Genomic DNA, 16,196 nt, shown 5'->3' with positions numbered 1-16,196 from the left:
CCGGGGTGATCTGTCCCGAGGACATGCCCGAACGCCAATTCTCGACCGCCGACGACGCCGTCGTCTATCTGCAAGAGCTGTACGACCAAGCCACCAGCTTTTTGGCCGAGGCATTTACCGAAACCATCCGGTCAGGCACCCCGAAAGGCCGGTATCGGGCGTTCTATCCGGAAATTCGGGTGCAGGTCAGCAGTTACGCCGCCGTCGATAGCCGCCTGAGCTATGGCTATGTCGGCAGCCCGGGGCTGTATACGACCACCGTGACCCGGCCAGACCTGTTCGAGAACTATCTCCGCCAACAAATCAAATTGGTGCAAAAGAACCATGGGGTGACGGTGACCATCGGCCCATCCAAGACCCCGATCCCGGTACATTTCGCCACCGCTGGCCAGTCAGTGCCCCATGACGGGGCGCTGCTGTTCCCGCTGCGCGATGTCTTTGATGTGCCGGATCTGGCCACGACCAACGATGATATCGTCAATGGGACCAGCTTGCGCGGCCCGGATGGGTCGTTGCCGCTTGCGCCGTTCACGGCCCAGCGGGTCGACTATTCATTGGCGCGGCTGAGCCATTATACGGCGACCGATGCCGAGCATTTTCAGAACCATATTCTGTTCACCAACTACCAGTTCTATGTCGAAGAGTTCGAAGCCTTCGGACGGCGGATGCTGGCGGATCCCGAGAGCGGCTATACTGCCTTTGTCGGCCCCGGCAACGCGGTGATCTCGGAACCGGATGCCGAGTTGTTGCATCCTGCGAAACTGCCGCAGATGCCGACTTATCACCTGAAGCGGGCTGACTCGTCCGGCATCACATTGGTCAATATCGGGGTCGGGCCGTCCAACGCTAAGACCGCGACCGACCATATCGCGGTGCTGCGGCCACATGCGTGGCTGATGGTCGGGCATTGCGCCGGGTTGAGAAACAGCCAGCGGCTGGGCGATTTCGTGCTGGCCCATTCCTATCTGCGCGAAGATCATGTGCTGGATGACGATCTGCCGCTGTGGGTTCCGATCCCGCCTTTGGCCGAGATCCAAATCGCGTTGCAAGAAGCCGTGGCCGAGGTGTCTAAGCTGGAAGGCTATGAGTTGAAGCGGATCATGCGGACCGGCACTGTCGCCACCATTGACAACCGGAACTGGGAATTGCGCGACCAGTCCGGGCCGGTGCAACGGCTCAGCCAATCCCGCGCCGTGGCGTTGGACATGGAAAGCGCCACCATCGCGGCCAACGGGTTTCGGTTCAGGGTGCCCTATGGAACTTTGCTGTGTGTGTCCGACAAGCCCTTGCATGGCGAGCTGAAATTGCCGGGAATGGCGTCGGATTTCTATCGCACGCAGGTCGCACGCCACCTTGAAATCGGGATCCGCGCGATGGAGTTGATGCGGGAAATGCCGCTTGAGCGGATCCATTCGCGTAAGTTGCGGTCGTTTGAAGAGACGGCCTTCCTTTAAAGGTCGAAAAACACCTAAAAACCGACGTTTTCGGGCAACATCTGGCGCCTAGGCCGTTGTGCGTCATATTCCATTGCCGTTAGATGCCGGAACAGACTGAAAATAAGGACGCATTGAGGAGGTTATGATGACAAAACCAATGACAAAGACCCAGTTGGTCGCGGCTCTTGCCGAAGAAATGGGTGCGGACAAGAAGACCGCTGGTGCGGCGCTGGATGCAATCACCGGCCTGATCACCAAAGAAGTTGCAGGCGGCGGTGCCGTGACCCTTCCCGGCGTTGGCAAGTTCTATTGCCGCGAACGTCCGGAGCGGATGGTGCGCAACCCCGCCACTGGCGAGCAGATCAAGAAAGACGCCGACAAGGTGGTCAAGATCACGCTGGCCAAGGCGCTGAAAGACAGCGTCAACGTCTGATCCTGTCGGGGGTTTCCTCGATCGGAGTACGTGCAATGGGGTCGCCAACTGGCGACCCTTAGCATTTGGGAGAACCGCTTTGGATATCAAGGCTCTTGCAATGGGCGTGGCCTTCGCGCTGATGTGGTCGTCGGCATTCACCTCGGCGCGCATTATTGTCGCCGACGCCCCAGCGATGCTGTCTTTGGCGGTACGGTTCGCGGTCTCGGGCGTCATCGCGGTGGGGGTCGCGAAAGCCTTGGGCCAAAGCTGGCGGCTGACCCGGCCCCAGTGGCGGGCCACCGTTATTTTCGGGCTTTGCCAAAACGCGCTGTATCTGGGGCTTTTTTTCACCGCGATGAAAACGATTGAGGCCTCGCTGGCTTCGATCATGGCGTCATCCATGCCTTTGCTGGTGGCGATGATCGGATGGGCGGTGCTGGGGCAGCGGTTGCCCATGCGGGCCGTGGCCGGTTTGTTGGCAGGGCTGGCAGGCGTGCTGCTGATCATGGGCACCCGCCTGAGCAGTGGCGCAGACCTTCAGGGGGTGCTGCTCTGCGTCGGCGGGGTGATCGCGCTCAGCGTGGCGACGCTGTCCGTTCGGGGCGCGACATCGGGGGGGAATGTCCTGATGATCGTCGGCCTGCAAATGCTGATCGGCGCGGTGGTATTGGCGGTCGTCGGAGTGATGACCGAGCCGTTGCAGGTTCAGATAACGGCGCCGCTGATCTGGGCGATGATCTATACCACGTTGGTGCCCGGCTTGTTGGCGACGGTGGTCTGGTTCCTGCTGGTGAACCGGATCGGCGCGGTGCGGGCGGCGACCTTCCATTTCCTGAACCCGGTTTTTGGCGTTGGAATTGCGGCGATTATCTTGGGCGAGCAAGTGCGCGTGATGGACGCGGTGGGGGTCTTGGTGGTCACGGCAGGTATTTTGGCGGTTCAAACGGCCCGAACTGAAAGATAGGGCGGGGGCGCGACCAAGCCCTGCTTAAGCGGCCTGCCTGACAGTGGAATGCCGGCTGATGTGGGGCTTCCACGTCAGGCCAGACTTGCGCGCCACTGATCTGCATGCTTTAGCGGGGGGGTACGCCGGACGGAGGAACCGCAATGCGGGCTGGTATGCCTCTGGCGCGGGCCGGGCAGAAAATTGGATTGCTCGGGGGGTCATTCGATCCGCCCCATGCCGGCCATGTGCATCTGACAATGGCGGCCCTGCGGGGCTTCGGGTTGGACGTTGTCTGGTGGTTGGTATCACCGGGAAATCCGTTGAAGACTGAAGGACCAGCACCATTGGACCGGCGACTAGCCGCAGCGCGGACGTTGATGCAGCATCCGCGGGTTCAAGTCACAGATCTGGAACGGCGCTTGGGTACGCGGTTTACCGCAGCGACCCTGAAAGCCCTGATTGGCCAGTACCCGGGCGTCCGATTCACTTGGCTGATGGGGGCAGATAATCTGGCCAGCATTCACCTTTGGGATCATTGGCGCAGTATTTTCGAACTCGCGCCCGTCGGGGTGATTGCCCGCCCGGGCGAGCCACTATCGGCACGTCTGACCCATGCCGCCCGGATTTATCGGGCGGAAAGATTGCGGGTGCAGCAATCCACGTTACTAGGCGGTGCCGCCCCGCCGGTCTGGTGTTATCTTGAGGGACCGCAAGTCGACATGTCCTCGACCGAGATTCGGGCTCGGGGCGACTGGGTGCGCTAAACCGGGCAGGGGGCGGATGCTGCACGCGACCCCATTGCTCGTCACCAAAGAGATGACCGGATCACGGGGCCTCGGGCGGGCGCCTCACTGATGCGTGCCGGTCGCCCCAATCCGCACCCCCGTGCCATGAAGCGTATAATTTCCTGGGTTTTTCTTATGTATTCAGGCCAGAAGTCGTGTCGCAGAGCAATTTGCGCAAGGGGTCATTTTGGGCTTGTTCCGGGCTGGATTGATCTCTAAACGGGTCCGCGGAGATGTGGCCGAGTGGTCGAAGGCGCTCCCCTGCTAAGGGAGTAGGCCCGGAAGGGTCTCGAGGGTTCGAATCCCTTCGTCTCCGCCACCTTACCTTTTTTGGGCGGCAGATTTCGTTCAAAAGACGACGATCGCTACACCCTGCTTCCCCCCACTATTTTCTAGACACTGCCGATCATTGGCGCGTTTCTATTGTCGTTGAGGCGGCAGTGCGTGCCGGGATGAATGTGTGGTGCACCTTTGACCGGCCCCCCCCGCGCGAAATTCATTAGTGGAGTGTCGAGGCAGGCCAACCCTGAGCGGGTTGGTTCGTTCCGCATTTCGGGCGGCAAGCCTCACGTGGCGAAAACGTATCCTCATGCTGAGCGATTTCTCGCGCGTCCAAATGCGGCAATGAAGATCATACTAGGCTACTAGTATGATCTTGTGCATGATCAGCATCAGGGAATCAGTTCGGGTCGGACGGAACGTCGGTACCGATCCTTGTCTGATAAAACTGCTCAGGGAGGTCACTGTGGCGCAACGTTCTTGGACAACAATCTGTTTCTGTCTCGCGTCTGTTTATGGATCACAAGCCATCGCCAATACAGCGTGCGATGCTTCGGATCCGCTGACCATCATTTCTGCGACCGATGATGGGCTGTATGAAGAAACGCATGGTCCGGAAAATGCCATTGACGGCAATTTGGACTCGGACTCGCGCTGGTCCAATCAATCGCAGGGCGCACCCAAGACGCTTCTTCTGGATCTGGGTGCGAAGCAGACCCTGAAATCTTTGAGCATCGCGTGGTATAATGGCGATACTCGTAAATCGAATTTCGCGGTTGAAGTTTCGACCGATGGGGTTGCTTACGACATCCTTCTGCCCGAACAGGCGTCTGGCGGCACTTCCTCTGCGCTGGAAGCCTTTGCCTTCGATCCCGTCGCGGCGCAGTTCATCCGCCTCCTCAATAACGGCAATGAGGCCAACGATTGGAACAGTATTGTCGAGGTCGCGGCCTTTGGCTGTGGTGTTGCCGTCGACAAGCCGGACCAGCCGGTGGTGACCGAACGCCGGGGATCGGGCATGTTCGGTCTCGACCCCGAAGCATCCCCCGGTGAGAATTTCGACCTGTTAGGCTGGTATGTGACAACCCCGGCGGACGATGATGGCGACGGTATTTCCGACAGCGTCTATGAGACCGCGTTGGCCGCCGGATGGACTGACCCGCGCTATTTCTACACCGACCCGGCCACCGGCGGTATGGTCTTCCGCGTTACCCCCGCAGGGGCAAAAACCTCGGCCAATACCAGCTATACCCGCACCGAATTGCGCGGCATGTTGCGGCGCGGTGACGACACGATCGAGACCCGTGTGGACGGCGGATACCCGAATAAAAACAACTGGGTGTTCTCGTCGGCGCCGCTTTCGGCGCAGGCGGCCTCGGGCGGAGTCGATGGCAAGATGACCGCGACCCTTGCGGTCAATCAGGTGACGCGTCTGGGCAAGGCCTATCAGGTGGGTCGTGTGGTGATTGGCCAGATCCACGCCAAGAACGACGAACCGATCCGGCTGTATTACCGGAAGCTGCCGCAGAACAAATACGGCTCGCTGTATTTTGCGCATGACCCAGAGGTGGGCAAAGAAGCGTGGGTGGACGTGATCGGCAGCCGGGGGGATCGGATCGACAACCCTGAGGATGGCATCGCGTTGGACGAGGTCTTTACTTACGAGATTGAAGTCAAGGGCGCGCCGGAAGGCGACCAAATCATCCCGATGCTGTACCTGACCATCATTCGCGACGATGGCAGCGTGGTGAAGGCCGAGCCGTTCGATATGCGCGACAGCGGTTTCAGCGTTGAAGACGAATTTATGTTCTTCAAGGCCGGTGCCTATGCGGGCAATAACACCAGCCCAGAGCCGGAAACCGATTTTGACAAGGTCATCTTCTACGCATTGGATGTGTCGCACGATCCGGCCCCTGCCGAAGGACCGGCGCTTGGGGCAGGCAAACCTGACGCGCCTGCAAAGCGCGCGCCCGTGGCCGCAACCCTTGCAACCCCGGGCGTCGTGGTCAATGACAGCTTCACAGATGGGGGTCGGGATGACGGCGCGGATGCGGCCGATTCCAATTGGTTGACAACCACCGCCAGCAGCGCCATCGAAGTCAGCACTGGCAGCCTTGGTCTGGTGTCGGGCGGGTCGGGCCGCGGCATTCGAACCACGTTCGCACCGCAAGCTTTGGCAGAAGGGCAGACCCTACAAGCCACGTTTACTTTCATCACACCGGCAACGATCGGAGAGGATCGGGAGTCCGCGTTCCGCATCGGCTTGTATGACACGCTGGGCCGGGCCGGGCTGGAGGCTGACCTGTCGGCATCCTCAGACACTCCCAATCCGCTGTATGATGGTCTTCCGGGTTATATGATTGATTTCGATGTCAATCTTGCCGATACGGCGGCGGCCAATATCGATATCCGCAAGCATAAGCAGGACACCCAAGGGCGCCTGTTGGGGACGACGAAAGGGTATGACAATCTTGGTGGCGGCGGCGCGGCCTACCAGTTTGCGCCCGAACAGACCTATACCGGCGTGATCGCGATCCAGAAGCTTGCGGAGGGCGTCAAGATCGCCGGGTCGCTCAGTCAGGATGGCAGCATTCTGAGTGAGGTCAGTCTGGTGGACGAGGGCAGCGATGTGGATACGTTCGGGATGCTGGCCTTCCACGTCAACAGCAAGACTTTCGGTGCGTCCAAGGACACGGACACGCCGGATAATGGGATCGACTTCACCAACGTGACAATTGAGGTCCTGCCATAATCAATCGGGCAGATCGCTGGCGGCTGTCGATCATGACGAATGACACAGCCCCAACCTGAGACAATCCTTCCCCGCCAGACCCCTCTGGAGGGGAAGGACGTTAATTGCGCCATGAAGCGGTGAGATCAGGACGCGCCGTCGGGTTCCCGGAACGGCTGCAGCACGCTGAGAATGAGCCGCTTGACCTGATCCCGGACGACCGAGTCCTGTCCTGATTTTGTCACGAGGTACATGTCGGATCGAAATTGCGAGGGCAGGGTGATCTCGCGATAGACCGTTTGCGTCATCTGGATAACCTGCGCGGATCTGGGCACCAGCGCGAACCCCAACCCGTGATTGACCAAACTGATGACAGCATGGGTTTGACTGACCCCCAGACGTGTGTCGGGCAGGATATTGCAGGCAAAGAACAGTGCATCGAGCGTCTCTTTCAGATAACCGCCCCGGTCTTTGGCGAACGAGATATACGGCTCACCGTCGAAATCCGAAATGGATAGGTCCGGTTTGTGCGCCAGCGGATGGTGCTTTGGAATCGCCAGAACGAAGGGTTCGCTGACGACGCGGGTGCGTTCGATCTCGCCCCGCGGGCTTTCCATTCGGGTCAGCCCCAAGTCAATCCGTCCAGATCGCTGGGCTTCGATCACCTCGTAGCCCATCATCTCAATCGGGGTCAGCGTGACTTTCGGCATCTCTGCGGTCATTCGTTGCGCGATCAGCGGCACAAACCGGAACGCGGCCGACGGGACGAACCCCAGGGCAATGCTGCCGGTTTCTCCCCGTTCCGCCTGACGTGCATTCAAGACAGCATGTTCCGAGCGTTTGATGATGTCGACGGCGCTTTGGTAAAAGCTTTCTCCGGCAGAGGTTAGGCGGACATGGCGGTTGTCGCGCTCTAGCAACTTGAGATTGATCCGCTCTTCCAAGATTTTGATCTGCCGGGACAGCGGCGGTTGCGTCATGTTCAACCGATCCGCTGCCCGGCGAAAGCTCAGTTCTTCCGCGACCGCAACGAAGCACCGCATTTGAAAGTATTCAAACTGGCCTTGGGCCATCGTGATGTCCTCAAATTGGGGCGCGGTCACACCGGTGATATAATTTGTGTATCATAACAATCTAAAATTGGAATTTACAAATGTCGGCATAGCCCCGAATTTGCGCACGTTAATTCGGCGCGTTCGATCAAAAAGCGGACCGCTGCTTTGACATCATTAGGGAGGACGAAATGACTAGAAAACCGCACATCTTTATGGTGTCGGCCCTTGCGTCGGCATGCGCCTTTGCCGCGCAGGCGCAAGACAATTCCGTAACCATCGTACTGTCAGAGGAACTTGAAATCGTCGAACCGTGTTCCGCGACCAAATCCAATGTCGGCCGGGTTCTGTTCCAGAACATCTCGGAGACCGTGACGGAAATGGACCCGGAAACCGGGCTTCAGCCGCGTCTGGCCAAAAGCTGGGAAGATATGGGCGACGGCACGTGGCGGTTCCATTTGAACGAGGGCGTGACGTTCAGTGACGGCTCGACCATGGATGCCGAAGATGTGGCCCATTCGCTGGTGCGGGTGAAATCACCCGCGATCGCCTGTGAGATTGGCGCAAAGTTCTTCGGTGGTATCGATATTACCACCGACATTATCGACCCGACCACCATCGATGTGACCGCGAACCCGCCACAGCCGATCCTGCCGATGTTGATGTCCACCGTGACGGTCACCCCTTCGGATACGCCATTGGACAAGTTCGTCGATCATCCGATTGGCACCGGTCCGTACACGTTTGATGAATATGAGCGCGGTCAGTATATCAAACTGTCGGCCAACCCGAACTATTGGGGCGAACAGCCGACCGTTCAATCCGCAACCTATCTGTTCCGTGCCGACAGCGCCGTACGGGCCGCGATGGTCGCCGCCGGTGAAGCCGACATCGCGCCCAGCATCGCGCTGCAGGATGCCGTTGATCCGTCGATGGACTTTTCCTATCCCAATTCGGAAACCGTGTTCCTGCGCATTGAGCATGAACAAGCGCCGCTCAATGACCTGCGCGTGCGCGAAGCCCTGAACTTGGCTGTGGACCGCGAAGCGTTCGTTGGAACCATCCTTGCGAATGGAACATTGCTGGCGACCGGGATCACACCGCCATCGACCATCGGTTACAATCACGATCTGTCGCCCTATGCCTTCGATCCGGATCGGGCGCGGGCCCTGCTGGAAGAGGCGCAAGCGGATGGGGTGCCGATTGATACCGAAATCACGCTGATCGGTCGGACCAACAACTTCGGCAACGTGCTGGAGATGATGGAAGCCCTGCTGGCGATGTATCAGGATGTCGGCTTCAACATGAAGCTCGAGATGGTCGAAGTGGCTGAATGGTTGGAACGCTATGCCAAGCCGTTCCCCGAAAACCGGGGTCCGGAACTGATCGAGGCGCAGCATGACAATGCCAATGGCGACCCGGTGTTCTCGATGTACTTCAAGTATCACTCGGATGGTCAGCAGTCGGGCATCACCGATCCCAAGGTCGATGAGATGATTGCCCAAGCAACTGCCGCCACCGGCGACGAACGTGCCGCCCTATGGAGCGAGTTGTTCGCCTATCTGCATGACGAGATCATTGCAGATGTGATGTTGTTCCACATGGTCGGGTTTAGCCGCGTCAACGAGCGTTTGGATTTCGCACCGTCGATCCGCACCAACAGCGAACTTCAGTTGTCGCAAATCGAGTTCAAGTAAATTGAACCCGGCTACGGGCGGCTTGCGCTGCCTGTAGCCACCCTTTGATGAAGGACCGCCTCCATGCTGAACTTTTTGGGCAAGCGCGCGATTGCCAGTGGGATTTCTCTGGTCGGGCTGGTGTTGCTGGTATTCTTCCTGAGCCGTCTGACCGGCGATCCAACTGGCCTGTACCTGCCACTTGATGCCTCGGAAGAAAGCCGGATGCAGTTTCGAGAAATCCACGGGCTTAACGATCCGCTGATCGTCCAGTTCTTTTCCTATATGGGCGACCTGATCCGCTTTGACTTTGGCGACTCGATCCGGCGCTCTGAACCGGCGATTGATGTGGTCTTGCGCGCCTTCGCATGGACGCTTCAACTGGGCACCCTCACCATGATGCTGGTGGTGTCCTGCGCCATCGTCGTCGGGTCTTTGGCGGCATTTCACGTCGGCGGCATCTTTGATCGGATCGCGACGTTCTTTTCCCTGATTGGCGCCAGCGCGCCGGATTTCTGGGTCGCCATCGTCGCCATCGTGATCTTTTCGGTGACCTTGGGCTGGGTGCCGACCTCGGGCACCGGCAGCGTTGCCCACTGGATCTTGCCGATTGCGGTGCTGTTTATCCGACCGTTCGGCCTGATTGTGCAGATCGTGCGCGGATCGATGATCACAGCGCTAAGTTCGGCCTATGTCAAAACCGCCCGGGCAAAAGGGATCAAGAACCGCGCCATCATCTTCGTGCATGCGCTGCGCAATGCGATGTTGCCGGTCATTACGGTGGTGGGGGATCAGGCCGCAGCCCTGCTGAACGGGGCGGTCGTGGTCGAGACCATCTTTGGCTTTCCGGGCGTCGGAAAACTGATGATCGATTCGATCCTGCAACGCGATTTCACCGTGGTCATGGCGGCAATCATGGTCACCGCCACGGCGATCTTCGTCATGAATCTTTTGATCGATATTCTGTATTCGATCCTCGATCCCCGCATCAGGTACTGACCCATGGCTCATATGCACGACAAAGATACCGACGGTCTGACTGCTCCCACAGCCCCCAATCCGGTTGTCCAAACCTTTCTGATGCTGTGGCGGGACAAGTTCGCATTCGTGTCGGTGATCTTTCTGCTGCTGGTGCTGTTTTCAGCGATTTTCGGGCCGATGCTGCTGGAAGACCTTGCCACGAAACAGAACCTGCGCGGGCGCAATGCGCCGCCGTTCGATTTCTCACGGGACTGGCTGTATTGGCTGGGTGCAGATGCGCTGGGCCGTCCGCTGTTGCCCCGGATCATTGTCGCGGCGCAGAATACCATTTTCGTTGCCGCAGGCGCGGTGTTCTTTTCGCTGACCATTGGCACGGTGCTGGGGCTGATCGCGGGCTACACGTCCAAGATGTGGAGCCAGATCATCATGCGGCTGGCCGACATCATCATGTCGTTTCCGTCCCTGTTGCTGGCAGTGATCGTGCTGTTCATGCTGGACAGTTCGGTGTTCAATCTGGTGATCGTTCTGGCGATTACCCGCATCCCGGTCTATCTGCGGACCGCCCGGGCCGAGACCCTTGAGGTGCGTGAGCGGATGTTCGTACAGGCCGCCCGGGTGATGGGCGCCTCGGGACGCAGAATTGTCTTCCGGCACATCCTGCCGGTGGTGTTCCCGACCTTGATCACCATTGCGACGTTGGATTTTGCCTTTGTCATGCTGGCGGAATCGGCACTGTCGTTTCTTGGCATTGGCATCCAACCGCCTGAGATCACATGGGGGCTGATGGTCTCGCAAGGGCGGCCGTATTTGACCACGGCGTGGTGGCTGTCTTTCTGGCCCGGGCTGGCCATCATCCTGACCACCTTGTCGCTGAACCTGCTATCGCACTGGATGCGGACGGCGCTTGATCCCGCGCAACGCTGGCGGCTTGAAAATGTGAGGAAGAAAAATGGGTGACCGACTTCTCGAGGTCAGGAACCTCTCGGTGGATTTCCACACCTCGCAGGGCACCGTGCACGCCGTCCGCGACGTCAGTTGGCATCTCGATCGCGGCGAGACCTTGGCCATCTTGGGCGAATCCGGGTCCGGGAAATCCGTGTCGGCCTCGGCGATCCTGAACCTGATCGACATGCCCCCGGGCGAGATCACATCGGGCGAGATTCTGTTCGAGAACCGCAATCTCTTCGAGATGACGGCCGAGGACCGCCGGCAACTGAACGGCCACCGCATCGCCATGATCTTTCAGGATCCGCTCAGCCATTTGAACCCGGTCTATTCCGTTGGCTTTCAGATCGCAGAGACGATGACAGCGCATGGGGTCAGCCGGGCGCAGACCCGCGCAAGGACCATCGAGTTGTTGAAACGGGTCGGCATCCCGGATGCAGAGACCAAGGTTGACGCCTATCCGCACCAATTCTCGGGCGGTCAACGTCAGCGCATCATGATCGCGATGGCCTTGGCGCTGAAGCCGGACATTTTGATCGCCGATGAACCGACGACGGCGTTGGATGTGACCGTGCAGGCGCAGATCCTCGCCCTGTTGGAGGAATTGCAGCAAGAGACCGGCATGGGCCTGTTGCTGATCACCCATGATCTTGGGGTGGTGGCCGAAGTGGCGGACCGGGTGGTGGTGATGAACTCTGGCCAAATCGTCGAGACCGGGACGGCCCGCGATGTCTATCACAACCCGACCCACCCCTATACCAAGAAGCTGATTGCGGCGATCCCGGGCAATGGCGCGATGGCCACGCCACTGGACACGGGCATTAAGCCGATCCTTGAAATCTCGGGGCTGACCAAACATTACGCGGCCTTTGTCGCCTTGGATCAAGTCAGCCTGACGGTTCTGCCGGGGGAATCGGTGGCGATTGTTGGCGAGTCGGGGTCGGGCAAGTCGACGCTGGCGAAGACGGTGCTGCGGCTTGAAGAGGCGACCAGCGGCGCGGCCCTGTTTGAGGGCCGTGATCTTGTCACCATGTCCCCGAAAGAGCTGTTCCATACCCGGCGCGACATCCAGATGGTGTTTCAGGACCCGACACAATCTCTGAACCCGCGCATGACGATCTTCGACATTATCGCGGAAGCGTTTGTGATCCATCCGGAAATCTTGGCCAAACCGCACTGGAAGGCCCGGGTAAGTCAGTTGCTGGAACAGGTCGGATTGAAACCCGAGCACATGTACCGCTATCCGCACCAGTTTTCCGGCGGTCAGCGCCAGCGAATTGCCATTGCTCGGGCCTTGGCCTTGGAGCCGAAACTGATCGTCTGCGACGAAGCGGTGTCTGCGCTGGATGTGTCGATTCAGGCGCAGGTTCTGGCGCTGTTGACCGGATTGCAGAACGAACTGGGGCTGAGTTATCTCTTTATCGCCCATGACCTTCCACTGGTCCGGGATTTCGCCCATCGGGTGATTGTCATGAAAAGTGGCAAGATCGTCGAGCAGGGGCCAGTGCAGCAGATCTTCGAGGCCCCGCGCGAAGCCTATACCCGCAACCTGATCGCCGCCAGCCTAAGCCCCGACCCCGAGATTCAGGCATCCCGGCGCATGGCGCGTCACGATCTGCAAGAGGCGGCATCGTGAGCCTGCCAATTGGGGGGCAGCAGTGCCCCCACAGGGTCTTGCCGGTTTCAGGACGTGTCAGACCCACAACCCACACCGCGTGCCAGAGTTGGGGCGCGATCCACAGCCGCATCATCACAAAGAAGGACATCCGATGACGGAGCATACTCTATCGCCAGAAACAAAAGCGTTGCTGGAAACGGTTTCTGTCGCAACACTGGCGACGGCGCTGTTCAAGCGCGGCCTGCGCAATCAGGTTATTCAGGATGTTCAGCCGCTGACACGCAAGGGCCGGAACATGGTCGGACCGGCCTTTACCCTGCGCTATATGCCCGCCCGCGAAGATCGCAATCAACTGGTCGAATTCAGAAATCCCAAGCATCCTCAGCGTCATGCCATCGAAACCTGCCCTCCGGGTCATGTGATGGTGATGGACAGCCGGAAAAGCGCGACCGCGGCGTCGGCGGGGGATATCCTGATCAACCGGCTGATGATGCGCGGCGCTGCTGGCGTCGTGACCGATGGCGGCTTTCGTGATGCAATGAATATTGGCGAGCTTGAGATGCCCGCCTACCACAACCGGCCCTCCAGTCCGACCAACCTGACCACCAATGAAGCCATCGACATCAACGTGCCGATCGGCTGTGGCGATGCGCCGGTCTTTCCGGGCGACATTGTGGTGGGCGATGACGATAGCGTCATCATCATCCCGGCGCATATGGCGGATGAGGTGGCCAAGGAAGCCGTCGAGATGACCGCATTCGAAGATTTTGTCCTGAGCAAGGTCAAGGCCGGGGCGACGATCATTGGTCTGTATCCGGCGACCAAAGATGAAAACCTTGAAGAGTTTGCCAAATGGCGGGCGGCCAATGGCCGGTAACGGCAGGACCCCGGCGGCCTAAGCAGCCAACTGTTTAGATTGGGCGCGCTGGAACCGCGCGCCCAATCTGCGATCAATCCTTGCGCTTCATCGCGGCTTGTAGGGCGGCGCCCAAGCCGCCCACCGCAGGTTCGGCTTTGGGTTTGCTGGTGGAATGGGCTTTCACCGCGCGCTGGTTGGGTTGCGGCGTGGATTTCGGGGCGCTTTTGGGGGCCGCATCGCCACCGCCATCCTTGCGCATGCTCAAGCCGATGCGCTTGCGCGGGATGTCGATCTCAGTGACGCGCACCTTGACCACATCCCCGGCTTTGACCACCTCATGCGGGTCCTTGACGAACCGGTCTGCCAGTTGGCTGACATGCACCAGACCATCCTGATGCACGCCGATATCAACGAATGCGCCGAAGGCGGCGACATTGGTCACCGTGCCCTCCAACAGCATCCCGGGCCGCAGATCGGACAGGGTGTTGATTCCGTCCGCGAAGGTGGCTGTGCGGAAACTGGGGCGGGGGTCGCGGCCGGGTTTTTCCAGTTCTGACAGGATGTCGCGCACCGTCGGCAGGCCGAAAGTGTCGGTAACGAAGGTTTCGGCGCGCACGCCGCTCAGGGCGCTGTTGTCGCCCATGATCGCCCGGATATCGCGGCCACAGGCCTTCACAATCTGGCGGGCGATGCCATAGGCTTCGGGATGGACCGAGGACGCATCCAGCGGTTCGGCCCCATCACGGATGCGCAAAAATCCCGCGCATTGCTCGAACGCTTTTGGCCCGAGCCCGGCAACCTTCAGCAGCGACTTGCGCGACGGAAACGCGCCGTTGGTGTCCCGGTGGGTCACGATGGATTGCGCCAAGGACGGCCCAAGGCCTGCCACATGCGACAGCAGCGGGATCGACGCGGTGTTCAGATCGACACCAACCGCGTTCACCGCGTCTTCGACCACGGCCTCTAGGGTCTGGGCCAGACGGCGCTGATCGACGTCGTGCTGGTATTGTCCGACCCCAATGGATTGGGGTTCGATCTTGACCAGTTCCGCCAACGGGTCCTGCAACCGCCGGGCAATTGAGACGGCCCCGCGCAGCGAAACGTCCACATCCGGGAATTCCTTCGCCGCCAGTTCTGAGGCGGAATAGACCGAGGCCCCGGCCTCTGAGACGATCACCTTAGTGGGGCTGGGGGTGCCTGCCGGCAGGCGTTTCAGGACGTCCGCAGTCAGGCGTTCGGTTTCCCGGCTGGCGGTGCCGTTGCCGATGGCGATCAGGTCAACCTGATGCTTGCGGATGAGATGCAACAAGGTTTCTTCGGCCCCGCGCAAGTCGTTCTTGGGCTGGAACGGGTAGACGGTAGCGGTTTCCAGCAATTTGCCGGTGGCATCGACCACCGCCACCTTGACCCCGGTCCGAATGCCCGGATCCAGCCCCAGTGTTGCCCGCTGCCCGGCAGGCGCTGCCAGAAGCAGGTCCTTGAGGTTGCGGGAAAAGACCTCGATCGCTTCGTCATGGGCGCGGCGGCGCAGGGTGCCCATCAGATCCATATACATGCTGAGGCTCAGCTTGACCCGCCACGTCCATTCGGCGGCAGCGCGCAGCCACTGATCGCCCGGACCGGTGCCGCGAATGCCAATCTCGGCGGCAACGATGCCTTGCGCACGCGGGATGCCGGTTTCGGGATCCGGGGCGATCTCAATGCTGACGATGTCTTCCTTGGCGGCGCGCAAAATCGCCAGCGCCCGGTGCGAGGCAATCTTGGACCACTTTTCGCGATGGTCGAAATAGTCGGAAAACTTCGCGCCAGCCTCTTCCTTGCCGGGCAACACCCGCGAGGCGATATCGGCTTCAGCGTACATGAAGTCCCGCAGCCGGCCCAGCAGGGCGGCGCTTTCGCTCAGTTCTTCGGCAAGGATATCCCGGGCCCCGGTTAGGGCGTCTTTTTGGGTGGCGACGGCCTCGGTCAGATAGCCTTGGGCCAACGTTTCGGGGTCTGCATTGCGGTTGGCCAGAATGGCCCGCAGCAGCGGTTCCAGCCCTTTTTCGCGGGCAATCATCGCCTTGGTCCGGCGCTTGGGCTTGAAGGGCAGATAGATGTCTTCCAGCGTCGCCTTGGTGTCTGCCGTCCCGATCGACCGTGCCAATGCATCGGTCAGTTTGCCCTGATCCTTGATGGATTGCAGGATGGTGGCGCGGCGGGCTTCCATCTCGCGCAGATAGCCCAGCCGGTCGGCCAAGGTGCGCAACTGCGTGTCGTCCAAACCGCCGGTCGCTTCTTTGCGATAACGGGCGACGAACGGCACGGTCGCCCCCCCGTCCAACAGAGCCACCGTCGCGGTGACCTGAGCAGTGGATGCCCCGATCTCGACGGCGATGGTATGGGCGATGCGGTCTGTGGCTGAGGTCAAGGCGCGGTCCTTCCGAAGCTGGGATCGTCTTGATACATCGGCGTTACACGCCCGCCAAGGGGG

12 protein-coding genes and 1 tRNA gene are annotated in these 16,196 nt (G+C 59.9%); 11 read left to right on the top strand and 2 right to left on the bottom strand.

The window, feature by feature from the left end; genetic code table 11:
• Positions 1–23 precede the first annotated feature (23 nt).
• The 6 genes from BV911_RS00420 to BV911_RS00395 all read left to right on the top strand — a co-directional run bounded on the left by BV911_RS00420 (position 24) and on the right by BV911_RS00395 (position 6,613).
• Complete coding sequence (locus BV911_RS00420; protein ID WP_086051998.1) at positions 24–1,454, top strand: AMP nucleosidase; 1,431 nt, start codon at positions 24–26, stop codon at positions 1,452–1,454.
• Positions 1,455–1,581: 127 nt separating this feature from the next.
• Positions 1,582–1,869 (top strand): HU family DNA-binding protein, encoded by a 288-nt coding sequence (locus tag BV911_RS00415; RefSeq protein ID WP_086051997.1) that lies wholly within the window; start codon positions 1,582–1,584, stop codon positions 1,867–1,869.
• A 79-nt stretch (positions 1,870–1,948) separates the two neighbouring features.
• Positions 1,949–2,815 (top strand): DMT family transporter, encoded by an 867-nt coding sequence (locus tag BV911_RS00410; protein ID WP_086051607.1) that lies wholly within the window; start codon positions 1,949–1,951, stop codon positions 2,813–2,815.
• A gap of 143 nt (positions 2,816–2,958) precedes the next feature.
• On the top strand, positions 2,959–3,561 hold the full coding sequence (locus BV911_RS00405; RefSeq protein ID WP_086051606.1) for a nicotinate-nucleotide adenylyltransferase: 603 nt from the start codon (positions 2,959–2,961) through the stop codon (positions 3,559–3,561).
• Positions 3,562–3,811: 250 nt separating this feature from the next.
• Positions 3,812–3,901, top strand: a tRNA-Ser gene (locus BV911_RS00400).
• 426 nt (positions 3,902–4,327) lie between these two features.
• Complete coding sequence (locus BV911_RS00395) at positions 4,328–6,613, top strand: polysaccharide lyase family 7 protein (RefSeq protein WP_168183942.1); 2,286 nt, start codon at positions 4,328–4,330, stop codon at positions 6,611–6,613.
• 125 nt (positions 6,614–6,738) lie between these two features.
• On the opposite strand, the gene BV911_RS00390 is transcribed toward BV911_RS00395, so the two are convergent.
• On the bottom strand, positions 6,739–7,665 hold the full coding sequence (locus BV911_RS00390; RefSeq protein ID WP_086051604.1) for a LysR family transcriptional regulator: 927 nt from the start codon (positions 7,663–7,665) through the stop codon (positions 6,739–6,741).
• A gap of 170 nt (positions 7,666–7,835) precedes the next feature.
• On the opposite strand from BV911_RS00390, the gene BV911_RS00385 reads away from it, so the two are divergent.
• From BV911_RS00385 to BV911_RS00365, 5 genes are all read left to right on the top strand, one after another.
• Complete coding sequence (locus tag BV911_RS00385; RefSeq protein WP_086051603.1) at positions 7,836–9,341, top strand: ABC transporter substrate-binding protein; 1,506 nt, start codon at positions 7,836–7,838, stop codon at positions 9,339–9,341.
• Positions 9,342–9,404: 63 nt separating this feature from the next.
• Entirely contained in the window at positions 9,405–10,319 is a 915-nt protein-coding gene (locus BV911_RS00380) for an ABC transporter permease (protein WP_086051602.1), read from the top strand.
• Between the two features lie 3 nt (positions 10,320–10,322).
• On the top strand, positions 10,323–11,258 hold the full coding sequence (locus BV911_RS00375; RefSeq protein WP_240512086.1) for an ABC transporter permease: 936 nt from the start codon (positions 10,323–10,325) through the stop codon (positions 11,256–11,258).
• A complete protein-coding gene (locus BV911_RS00370) occupies positions 11,251–12,882 on the top strand; it encodes an ABC transporter ATP-binding protein (protein ID WP_086051601.1) in 1,632 nt (543 codons plus the stop codon). Before BV911_RS00375 ends, BV911_RS00370 begins: the two co-directional genes overlap by 8 nt.
• Positions 12,883–13,015: 133 nt before the next feature.
• On the top strand, positions 13,016–13,741 hold the full coding sequence (locus BV911_RS00365) for a ribonuclease activity regulator RraA (protein WP_086051600.1): 726 nt from the start codon (positions 13,016–13,018) through the stop codon (positions 13,739–13,741).
• A gap of 73 nt (positions 13,742–13,814) precedes the next feature.
• Here BV911_RS00365 and BV911_RS00360 read toward each other — a convergent pair whose 3' ends face one another.
• Entirely contained in the window at positions 13,815–16,133 is a 2,319-nt protein-coding gene (locus BV911_RS00360; RefSeq protein ID WP_086051599.1) for a Tex family protein, read from the bottom strand.
• Positions 16,134–16,196 lie beyond the last annotated feature (63 nt).

The sequence above is a fragment of the Pseudoruegeria sp. SK021 genome (assembly GCF_002119405.1).
GTDB lineage: Bacteria > Pseudomonadota > Alphaproteobacteria > Rhodobacterales > Rhodobacteraceae > Meridianimarinicoccus.
This window is presented reverse-complemented; position numbering and strand designations above follow the sequence as displayed.